Raw genomic sequence first — 10,153 nt, 5'->3', positions numbered from 1 at the left:
ACAAATGCCCAGATGTTCCAGACGATGCCAGCGATCGCAAGAATTAAAAATGGCAGGAGGTTGTTTCCCAGCACTCTTAGGGAAATCGACGCTAATGCGGTCACAATTACCACATCTAACGCTACCCCAGAGATGCGCTCCTGCAAGGGTCGAATAATTAGTGACCCCAGTCCTAGACGCACGGTTACGACTTGGACAATCAAACCACCAATTAGTGCCATCGGAAACAGAGGCACATACTGAATTACTTGAAAGCCACCGGCTCCCCAAGTCACTGACTCAATGAACTTGAGCACTGCCAGGATTAGCCAGCCGATTGCGATCGCAACTCCTACAAAAGCAAGGTTCAATGACAGGGGATCGATCAGTAAACCATCCATTAATCTCGCTCTGGCTAACCTAACTTCAGTAGGTTCTCCTTGAATTGTCTGTTGAATTGTATTTTGAATTTTATCCCGAAACTGTTGTAGGTCGCTGGTCGCAGGGCTGGCCTGGATGTAGCCCTTGCGCCTGCCCCAGCTTGCTAGCCAGGTACCTGCGATCACCCCTGAGAGAATACCGAGTGTAGCCAAGCCTAGAGCCAAGTCACCACCGTCGTTAAAACCCAATTTTCTAAAGGTATCGGTCATGCCAGCAGCGGTGCCGTGACCGCCTTCAAAGGCAATTTCGATTAATGCACCTGCGATGGGATCGACACCGAATATCGGACTCAAGACTAACAGAACTAGCAGCAGTCCAATCACATATTGTCCCCAGGCCAGGGTTTGACCGAATGCGACCTGAGGTGCCGCTTTGCGCCAAATTTTTATGGGACTGGGGATCGCTTCACCTAAAAATAAGGCGGCGAAGACAACATTGATAAAGACACCAGGAGACTGAGACCAAACTATTCCCATGGTTTTCGGAAACAGACCCCCAGCCAGTAATGAATCTGTACCTGATAGGGTAGATGCGATCGCACCCAATACTGCTGGTCCGAGTAACAATGCTACTCCCCCAGCAATAACAGATTCTGGTAGATAAAGGGATTGAAATAGCCGAACTTTTTGTTTAAGAAACCTGCCGATCAGGAGTAGAATCCCGATCATGATCAAAGCAAATAAAGCATTGATGAGCGTAAACATAGCACCTTCCCCTCAGTGGGATAGTTACACCACCGATGTCAACTGCCTCTGGTAACTAAAAATTTAAAATTTGACGGTAAAGCTTTGAGGGTAAAGCTTTAACAGTAAAGCATCGTCGGCGAGTTGAGTCTGTAGTGGTGAAGCTGAATAAAGGATTATTGTAACTCAGGCGAGAGAGAAAATTCCGTCTAGTCTCTAGTTTTTGGGTCAGGCTAATCGGACACATCGCATTTCTCACAATATTAATTGTGAGAATTTTTGATCGGAATTTCCCTACTCCCTACTCCCTACTCCCTACTCCCTACTCCCTACTCCCTACTCCCTTTGCTATATCATAAATACTCAACCAGATTTGATCTAACCCATGACTTCTACTCAATACCGTAATCCTGCTCCCACTGTTGATATCATTATTGAACTAATCGACCGACCCCATCGACCGATTATTTTGATAGAACGGCAGAATCCCCCCCTAGGCTGGGCAATTCCCGGTGGCTTTGTAGATTACGGCGAGTCGGTAGAAACAGCAGCGGTGCGAGAAGCTAAGGAAGAAGTCAGCTTACACGTTGAACTAATTGAGCAATTCCAGGTGTATTCCGACCCTAATCGTGATACCCGTAAGCATACCATTAGTATTGTCTTTTTAGCTACAGCAACTGGTGAACCCAAAGCCGCTGATGATGCTAAAAATCTGGGCATTTTTCACCCTTGGGAAGTGCCATCTAATCTCTGCTTTGACCACAACAAAATTTTGCGGGATTATTGGAATTATCGTCATTATGGAATTAGACCTAGGCTATCTGCGGAAGTGATACAGTAACTCATCAACTACGGATACATTGAACTAACCTGAATGCAAACATCAGCCTGTAATCCTGATAATTAAGAACAGTTAAGGATTACCACTCATGAACATCAAGCCCTCTTTAATGGCAGCTGCTACTGTAACAATCGCTGCTTCTACATTGAACGCCATCTCTGCCGAAGCGGCTGTTCTTGACTTCGATATTTCTCCGTTTACCGGTGATCCCGCTACAGTCAACATTACTTTAGAGGAAGTTGGCAATGATGTTAAGTTTAACTTTGAAGTGACTGATACCTTGGCCGACATCACTGGGGTATTCTTCGATATTAACGACACTTTCAATTTGAACTCAAATGATTTGAGTGTTAGTGGCAATGATGTAACCGGGAGTTTGGTCACCAATACTAGCAATCTTGGCAATGGTGTCAATCTGAACGGTGGTGGTCATAGCAACCCTGGCTCATTCGATTTTGGTTTAAAGATTGGCACCAATGGTATCGGAACTGATGATATTCAATCCACTAGCTTTACCCTATCTCACGCTACAGAAGCCTTAACGCTCGATATGTTTGAGGAGCAAAAATTTGGAGTGCGTCTGCAAAGTGTAGGGTCTAATCGTGAAGGCAGTAGTAAACTAACAGCAATATCCCCTATAAAAGTTATCCGCCCCTCTGACCCCAAACCAGTTAGTGTACCGGAACCCTCCACTCTACTGGGATTAGGCTTATTCGCTGTAGGTCTAGCTGGGACACGCCGCATTGTCAAAACCTAAGGAGTTGATATCAATCAAGCGGCTTTTGTCTTGGATATTACTAATAGTAGAGTAGAAAATTCGTTTGTTATCAATCGGTAAGGATATGCGCTACGCGCATATCCTTATACCAATGGGGAAATAATAAAATTGGATTGTGATTCTATCGTCGTCACAAACAATGATTGTTCTTGATAAAGGATACTCAGGAATTTGATGCTTCAGTTTCTGTAATCGAAGAATTCGAGAGATTAACTAAGCGCAGGGTGTATCTACTTTTCTTTGGGACTGAAAAAGTAGAATAAAAAAAATAATACCTGCTGATAATATCACCTTAGGATCTAATATCTTAGAGTTTACAGATAGCTTCCAAAACTTTTAACAATTGAAGATAACTCTCAGATTACATCAAGTTTAGTAATGGCATCAGCTGATAAGTTGGTGAAGTTTACTGGTGTAGATAAACAAACTGATAACGTAATCCATTCGTCACTAGCCCCCATACGGATTTTTGTTGAAAATGTTAGTTACCCTTATTATATCAAAAGCATCTAAAATTTAAACTAAAGGATCGTAATTATATTTTAGTAAATATTGTAGTTATTATGCTACAATCAATCAAAAGAGTTAGCCATTGAAAAGTTAGCCAATGCTTTACCTCTTGGAATAAAGTTTGAAAGTAAAAGAAAAAGACTACAGCGCTTCTTGATGCAGCGCGCTCATGGGGGAAACCCCCATGAGCGGCTGCATCAAGACAATTAATCGAGAGTTAATTTGGGACTGTATCTTTCCTGAGTTAATTGGCCTCAAAGCCTTATACAGCAAGCTTTTCATGGCTCATGTCACCCCCTCAGCCATGTCATACCAAATCCGGCTTACAGAGAACCCTTTCTTATTGAGAAAAGACTGATATACATAAATATTAATTGATAATAAGGGACCTATCTCAACAGGATTTGGTATCAGTATTAATTTCAAGGCAAAATTAGCTTTTAATGTTTTTGGAAGAATGTATCTATTGCTGTGATAGCACGATCTACATCTGCATTGATGTCATAGAGCGATACATGACTTGCACCTGAAATCTCGACCAGCTCTTTGGGTTCGCTTGCAGCCTCATAAAATTTTACTGTCAATGAGCCAGTATCCTGTAATGCCTTCTCACCGTAGATACCGATGTACGGTGTGTAAAGATAAGGTGCATAGGACTGAGCATCAGCTAGCATTGGTGTTTCCAGCAGAAAAGTTGGCGACTTGTGAGAGTAGTTAGGATAGGTTTCAGCTCCAGCCCGTTTGGTCATGTAGAACTCATAGCCTTCATACTGAGCTGATTTTTTGTCGAGGGAGTCGAGATCCAAACTTTCCATACCAAGGGCATCCATGTATTCGACTTTACCCGTTTCATAAAACTTTTGCCGTCCCGCATTTGCTGTTGCGATGGCAGCGCAAACAGTTTCACGGTCCATCGTTTTGAAATAACTTGTTTGATTACTCATCATGCCAGAGACGGTTGCGATGGCTTTGAGCCTTTTATCCGTAGTTGCCACCAGGGCCATATAGCCACCACTGGCGCACATGCCAAGGCCAAAAAGGCGATCTCGATTAACAAAGGGTAAGGTGCCCAGAAAACTAATCCCATCGCGGATGCTTTCCATCTTAATGTTGGCGTTCTCATAGTTGCGAATTTCACCTTCACTGTCACCATAGCCAACGTGGTCGAAGGCTAAAGCAACATAGCCCTTCTCGGCCAGCTTGTGGCAATAGATCGCACCACTCTGTTCCTTGACCTGATTGAAGGGAGGCGAATAGATAACAGCTGGATAGCTGTTAGAAGGATCAAAGTCTCTAGGAACATATAGATTAGCCGCTAGAGTATATCCCTGGCTTTTAAAGGAAATCTCGTTTTTTCCGGGATTAAGGATCAGATTAAACATGTTTTATTCCTATCTACATAGTTTGATTAGCAGAGTCTTCAGCACGATTTTCAGGACTTCTCCACAGAGCATTTATGACCTTAGAATGTGCCCCAAGCGCTCTGCGTCTACTTGCAGATTAATCCCTTGGAATCTTCTAAAACAAGCCTATTCCTCTCATTTTTTTGCCTATTTATCTCAGAGAAGGATCAATATAGTCAAAATAAGTCATCCTAGATTCATGAATATGTGTAAGATTGTCCATCTTATTAATCGTCACGCAAGTTCCGAGGGCGTAAACGATACCCCTATTGAGGGATTACAACTGTTTCGAACGAGTCACCTTGTGGAACGATTGCCAGGGGTATACGAACCTGGCATTTGCGCCATTGTCCAGGGTAGGAAACGAGCATATTTGAACGGCACAACGCAAATCTATGATAAGAACCAATACTTGTGCTGTACGCTGCCTCTTCCTGTAGAGGCAGAGGTGATCGAGGCATCACCGGAAAAACCCCTACTTGGTCTTTGGTTGGGCATTGAGACTCCCACAATGTTTGAAACTGTTATTGACATGGCAGCTATAGACAGTTCCAGCACCTCCAGTACCGAAATAGTACCTGGGCTAACTGTGGCCAAATGGGATAACGAATTTACGAAGGCACTTCAGCGCATCCTGGAATTGCTAGATGATCCTGTTGCCCTCAATATACTCGGCAACGGTAGGCTTAAAGAACTGATGTTTGCCGTTCTTCGAGGCGAGGCTGGGTGCTCGGTTTACCAAGTATTTGGTGGAGGAATGCAGAAAATATCGCGGGCCTTGACCTTCCTGAGAGCCAATCTTCATGAAGCTATCTCGATTGACGAGTTGGCCAAGGAAGCAGGCATGAGCCGCGCAGCGTTTCACCGCAAGTTCAAGGAAATCACGACTTATTCCCCTATTCAGTTTATTAAGCTTCATCGCCTCAATGATGCATCCAGGCTTATTGTGAGTGGCTCTACAGTTGCTGAGGCCGCATATCAAGTGGGTTACTCTAGCCCATCTCAGTTTAGTCGAGATTTCCGGCGGTATTTTGGCCAATCCCCTCGCCAGTGGCAGGGCTATTCCATTATAGAAAAAAAAGGTTTATAGTGAAGCAATAGCCCGAAAAAATGGCATAATTCCGATAATATACCCAAATCCTGAAGAAAAGCTTAATCGACGTTTCTCTTGCAAATACTTGATCACCCTTGATCCTCATGGTCTTCGTCATCCTCTATGGCTAGTGCTTCTAATTATCATTATGGGGATGATCAGTGGTTATTGAGGTTATCGACAATTGGGTAGATTTGTGGAACGCCACCGAGCCCGAATTAATTAGTAGACTTCAAATTCATGCATGCTCGTGTTCCTTCTTATTCAGCAATCAGAAGAGTCATGATTAATTTAGATTACGAAGAACTCCAAGTTGTGTTTAATCAATGGAGTAAACAGTCCGGTGCGCTTTCCTATCAGCTTTGAGGAGATGCACCCAATGGCCGCATGGCCGCTCAAGTAGCGTGCCTATAGCCCATAAGCTAAATGCTTACAGTCTTTGAGGTCAGAATTCAGTATTCCCAAGGGAGATCCGGTGACTTGCTGAAAAACCGGGATTGATGATCGTGATTTTTTTTTGCATCATAGAAGTAACTCCTACTTGGTTGGGAGGAAAGCCGCGCTGGTCATGATTAACGGGCATACTCAGCGCGGTTATTAGTATCGGTGTTTACCTTCTATAGTATAGATAACTCCTCGTAAAAATGCAATGGATAATTAAAAATATTTACATTTATTTACAAATAATAGTGTTAGATATTTAAGTAACTAGTAGTTAACTTTTTTATTGGTAAGACGATTGAGTAACTATCATAGTTTATAGCAATAATAAAACTCATGATGTACTTTCGTTCTGGGTTTTAGGGAGCAGGGAGCAGGGAGCAGGGAGCAGGGAAAATGCAAGAGGTAAAAAATACTGTGTACTTCCTTGCTATAATAAACGCTATATATAGCACTACGCATTAAGATGTTTGACATTTCTAAACTCCGAAACCTAGTCGTACCTTACTTTTGACTTCTGACTTTTAACTTCTGACTTGCGCGTAGCGCTATATCGGTTAAAAGGATTAGAAATTAATCATTGGTATTGACATCCAAAAGGTTTTGCAAGCTGCCGAACACTCTTGTTTTATATAGCGCAATTAGGTGAGGTACATGTTTTTAGGGAGCTTGGGAGCTGGAAGCAGTGAAATCAGAAGGTAAGCCTATGGGCTACGCGCACGCTACTTGAGGTGCCATCAGCCGTCAGTAGTCAGTAGTCAGTGGTCAGCGGTCAGCCATTGGCCTTGGCCACGCTACGGGAATGGCTGAAAATTGAAAGCTGATAACTGAAACCTGAAAGCTGATCGCTTACTTCAAAGCTGAACCATGCCAGCAGACACTTAATTTTTCTTTAAGGCTAAGACAGTTTTGATATTACGAGGGATTCAGAAACCGAAAGCCCCGTCCCCCGTCTCCCGTCTTTTCAAAGTGGGGATGAAGGTTGGTAGCGCGCTTTTAGCCATGAAAAAAAATATTTCTAGAATTACGGAATCTTACCCTGGCCGATGTATACTAAAGTAGTAGCTAAAGGTCGATACTAATGATTGTTTTAGAGTTCAAAGCATACGGCAAACAAAAACAATATTCAGCGATAGATGAAGCGATTAGAACAGCCAAGTTTGTTCGTAATAGCTGTATTCGGTATTGGATGGATAATAAAGGCGTTAGTAGATCAGATATCAGCAAATATTGTACTGTTTTGGCCAAGCAATTTCCCTTTGCAAATGAATTGAACTCTATGGCTCGTCAAGCCAGTGCTGAGCGAGCTTGGTCATCGATAGCCCGTTTCTACGATAACTGCAAGAAAAAAGTTCCCGGCAAGAAGGGATTTCCTAGATTCAAGAAGCATTGTCACTCAGTAGAATATAAGACCACAGGCTGGAAGCTATGTCCAGACAAAAAGTCGATTATTTTTAGCGACAAAAAAGGAATAGGAAAACTCAAGCTTAAGGGAACATGGGACTTATGGCGTTTAGATGTAAAACTAATTAAGAGGGTTAGGATAGTCCGTCGATCCGATGGTTATTATGTTCAGTTTTGCATTAAAACTGACATTATTGAGTCGGTTGAACCAACAGGAACCAGTATTGGTTTAGATGTTGGATTAAAAGACTTCTACACTGACTCTAATGGCAATACTGTTCCAAACCCTCGATTTTACCGAAAGGGAGAAAAGCGTCTAAAATTCTATCAGCGTCGAGTTTCTCGGAAAAAGAAAGGCTCTACTAACCGTAAAAAAGCGATTAATAAACTTGGCAAGACACACCTTAAAATAAGTAGGCAGCGTGTTGGCGAAGCCTGCGCGTAGCGCATAGAACATGCAAAGGGACTTGCACGTTGCGTAGTCCGGTCTAACGACCTGGTAGCCTATGAAAACTTAAGGGTTAATAATATGGTTAAAAACCACTGTATTTCCAAGTCTATTAATGATGCCGGTTGGTATAAATTTCGGATATGGATGGAGTATTTTGGCACTAAGTTTGGCAAGATAACTGTTGCAGTTAACCCTGCCTATACGAGCCAAAATTGTTCTAATTGTGGTGAAACAGTCAAGAAATCTCTGTCAACTAGAACCCACATCTGTCAGTGTGGTTGTTTGCTAGATAGAGATCATAATGCTGCGATCAATATTTTAGAACGAGCCTTAAGTACGGTGGGGCACACCGGAACTTGGATTTTAAATCCAAACGCTCGGGGAGATTTGGTCTCTACTGTTCTTGGTGAAAACCAGGTTCAGCAAGCCGAGTCGTTGAACCAAGAATCCCCGCGTCTTTAGACCAGGGAGTGTCAATTCTGGGTTGCTGTTAAACAGGGAGGCTAACCAAGGAGCTGTGGGAGCAAGAATCACTGTTACTAGCACTCCCCAAAATAAGCACAATAGGAAACTTAGACGCAAGGCTTGATGGACACGGAGGTACTTTTTCGCCCCCCAGTTTTGCCCTACAAACGGTCCAATGCTGGCAGAGATTGCAATTAGGACAATCTGGCTAAAGGATTCTACTCGTGAGGCAATACCAAAACCTGCGACTGCGATTGTTCCGTAACTGGCTAGTAACCCAGTGATCACACCAATAGATATGGGAGATACCATGCTGGTTCCAGCAGCAGGCAAACCCACATAGAGAATTTTTTTCCAAGATTCTAAAATTACTCTCAGCTTGGGCAGGTTGAAGCAAAGCATCTGGAGGCGATTGTTGAGAAACCACAAGGCTACAACTAGGGTGGTGGCACGGGAAATGACTGTTGCGATCGCTGCCCCTGCCAGTTCTAATCGAGGAAATCCTCCCAGTCCCAGGATTAATACTGGATCGAGGGCAATATTGACGAATGCAGCAACGGTCATTATCACGCTGGGAATAGCAGTATTGCCGGAAGCGCGGATAGCATTGTTACCCACCATCGGGATAACCAGACAAATCATTCCCCAATACCAAATCTGCATGTAACTACGAATCAGTGGTAGCAAATCGGCATCAGCTCCTAAGGCGGTAAATAGGGGATCGATAGTGGCTAATCCCAGCAACGTAAAGAGTGCTACTACTAGCAGAGACAGGGTTAGACTATCTGTTGTCAGTCGCCGCACTTTCTGGAGATCCCCTTCTCCAATGGCACGGGCAATCACAGAGGATGCTCCCACCCCCAACCCCATGGCTAGACTACCTAAAGTCATCACCACCGGAAAGGTGAAACTCATAGCTGCTAGGGGTTTGGTTCCCAGTTGTCCGACAAAATAGGTGTCAATCAGGTTGAACAAAAATGCGACGCATTCCCCCACCTCGGCTTGCCAGGTGGGGGTTAAGGAGCAGGCAAATCAATCGTCATAGCCTTGGTTTTCTATATACTGCTTCAGTACAGAAAGAGAAGCGCCTCCACAGGAAACAGCGCTAAATCCTCTTTTCCAAAAAACTGGTTCCCAGTAATAGGGAGCCAATTCTTTTGCGTACCTTTTTCTAATTTCTCTACTCGTTACTGTCTTGAGGGTGTTGCAAAGTTTGGAAATTGATACCTTGGGAGCTAAATCGATTAAAAGATGAATATGGTCTTTCGTTCCCAAATCCGCCTTAGCATCTTCAAGGATGCAGTCATTTTTCTCGCAGATACTTTTGGCTAAATCTTTGATGTCCTCTTCTATATCCCCAGTAATCACTGGATGGCGGTACTTAGTGACAAACACTATGTGAACCTTGATTAGTGAAACAGTGTGAGCAAAAGAACGGAGAGGAGTTGACATGTCTAAACACTATGGGTTAACATAGTGATATATTAGCGATTCAGTCGAGATTGTGAAAACACCAACTAAGATCATTCGCACCGACAAATGGAGTGCGGCTCGTTCCTAGGAAGAGCCTCCTGAAACAGGAGGGGTAAAACTAGGGGGATTCGCGGGGAAAACCCAGAAATCCTAACTATCTGTAGGATGGTGGTGAAAACCCACCCCTTGAG

The 10,153-nt window shown here is 43.5% G+C and carries 9 protein-coding genes and 1 pseudogene; 5 read left to right on the top strand and 5 right to left on the bottom strand.

The window, feature by feature from the left end; translation table 11 throughout:
- On the bottom strand, window positions 1-1,124 hold a 1,124-nt coding region (locus F6K49_RS30420; protein ID WP_293102614.1), incomplete at its 3' end, for a sodium/glutamate symporter.
- Window positions 1,125-1,488: 364 nt separating this feature from the next.
- Here F6K49_RS30420 and F6K49_RS30415 point away from each other — a divergent pair.
- From F6K49_RS30415 to F6K49_RS30405, 3 genes are all read left to right on the top strand, one after another.
- Window positions 1,489-1,944: an NUDIX hydrolase gene (locus F6K49_RS30415; protein WP_293102611.1), complete on the top strand. Its 456-nt coding sequence runs from the start codon at window positions 1,489-1,491 to the stop codon at window positions 1,942-1,944.
- Window positions 1,945-2,032: 88 nt separating this feature from the next.
- Entirely contained in the window at window positions 2,033-2,701 is a 669-nt protein-coding gene (locus tag F6K49_RS30410; protein ID WP_293019018.1) for a PEP-CTERM sorting domain-containing protein, read from the top strand.
- 700 nt (window positions 2,702-3,401) lie between these two features.
- Entirely contained in the window at window positions 3,402-3,590 is a 189-nt protein-coding gene (locus F6K49_RS30405; protein ID WP_293102608.1) for a hypothetical protein, read from the top strand.
- An 82-nt stretch (window positions 3,591-3,672) separates the two neighbouring features.
- Here the strand turns inward: F6K49_RS30405 and F6K49_RS30400 are convergent, their stop codons facing one another.
- Entirely contained in the window at window positions 3,673-4,614 is a 942-nt protein-coding gene (locus F6K49_RS30400) for an alpha/beta hydrolase (RefSeq protein WP_293102605.1), read from the bottom strand.
- Between F6K49_RS30400 and F6K49_RS30395 the strand changes: the two genes are divergently transcribed.
- The gene (locus F6K49_RS30395) at window positions 4,613-5,725 is read left to right on the top strand and encodes an AraC family transcriptional regulator (RefSeq protein WP_365939917.1); all 1,113 of its coding nucleotides are present in this window, start codon (window positions 4,613-4,615) and stop codon (window positions 5,723-5,725) included. The genes F6K49_RS30400 and F6K49_RS30395 overlap by 2 nt on opposite strands.
- Before the next feature lie 753 nt (window positions 5,726-6,478).
- Here F6K49_RS30395 and F6K49_RS30390 read toward each other — a convergent pair.
- Entirely contained in the window at window positions 6,479-6,646 is a 168-nt protein-coding gene (locus F6K49_RS30390; protein ID WP_293019015.1) for a hypothetical protein, read from the bottom strand.
- Between the two features lie 604 nt (window positions 6,647-7,250).
- On the opposite strand from F6K49_RS30390, the pseudogene F6K49_RS30385 reads away from it, so the two are divergent.
- Window positions 7,251-8,486, top strand: a pseudogene (locus tag F6K49_RS30385) (transposase).
- Here F6K49_RS30385 and F6K49_RS30380 read toward each other — a convergent pair.
- Both F6K49_RS30380 and tnpA read right to left on the bottom strand, forming a co-directional pair.
- Window positions 8,388-9,485 (bottom strand): MATE family efflux transporter, encoded by a 1,098-nt coding sequence (locus tag F6K49_RS30380; RefSeq protein WP_293102602.1) that lies wholly within the window; start codon window positions 9,483-9,485, stop codon window positions 8,388-8,390. The pseudogene F6K49_RS30385 and the gene F6K49_RS30380 overlap by 99 nt on opposite strands.
- A gap of 36 nt (window positions 9,486-9,521) precedes the next feature.
- Window positions 9,522-9,941 carry an IS200/IS605 family transposase gene (gene tnpA, locus F6K49_RS30375; RefSeq protein WP_293030543.1) on the bottom strand — a complete coding sequence of 140 codons (420 nt, stop codon included), beginning with the start codon at window positions 9,939-9,941 and terminating at the stop codon, window positions 9,522-9,524.
- Window positions 9,942-10,153: the final 212 nt, after the last annotated feature.

The sequence above is a fragment of the Moorena sp. SIO3I6 genome (genome assembly GCF_010672095.1).
Note: the sequence above shows the minus strand (reverse complement) of the source record. Positions and strands in the feature narration are given on the sequence as shown.

Coding starts and splice junctions, on each gene's coding strand:
- F6K49_RS30415 (WP_293102611.1), top strand. CDS start 1,489: ATGACTTCTACTCAATACCGTAATCCTGCTCCCACTGTTGATATCATT.
- F6K49_RS30410 (WP_293019018.1), top strand. CDS start 2,033: ATGAACATCAAGCCCTCTTTAATGGCAGCTGCTACTGTAACAATCGCT.
- F6K49_RS30405 (WP_293102608.1), top strand. CDS start 3,402: ATGGGGGAAACCCCCATGAGCGGCTGCATCAAGACAATTAATCGAGAG.
- F6K49_RS30395 (WP_365939917.1), top strand. CDS start 4,613: ATGTTTTATTCCTATCTACATAGTTTGATTAGCAGAGTCTTCAGCACG.
- F6K49_RS30400 (WP_293102605.1), bottom strand. CDS start 4,614: ATGTTTAATCTGATCCTTAATCCCGGAAAAAACGAGATTTCCTTTAAA.
- F6K49_RS30390 (WP_293019015.1), bottom strand. CDS start 6,646: ATGTCAAACATCTTAATGCGTAGTGCTATATATAGCGTTTATTATAGC.
- tnpA (WP_293030543.1), bottom strand. CDS start 9,941: ATGTCAACTCCTCTCCGTTCTTTTGCTCACACTGTTTCACTAATCAAG.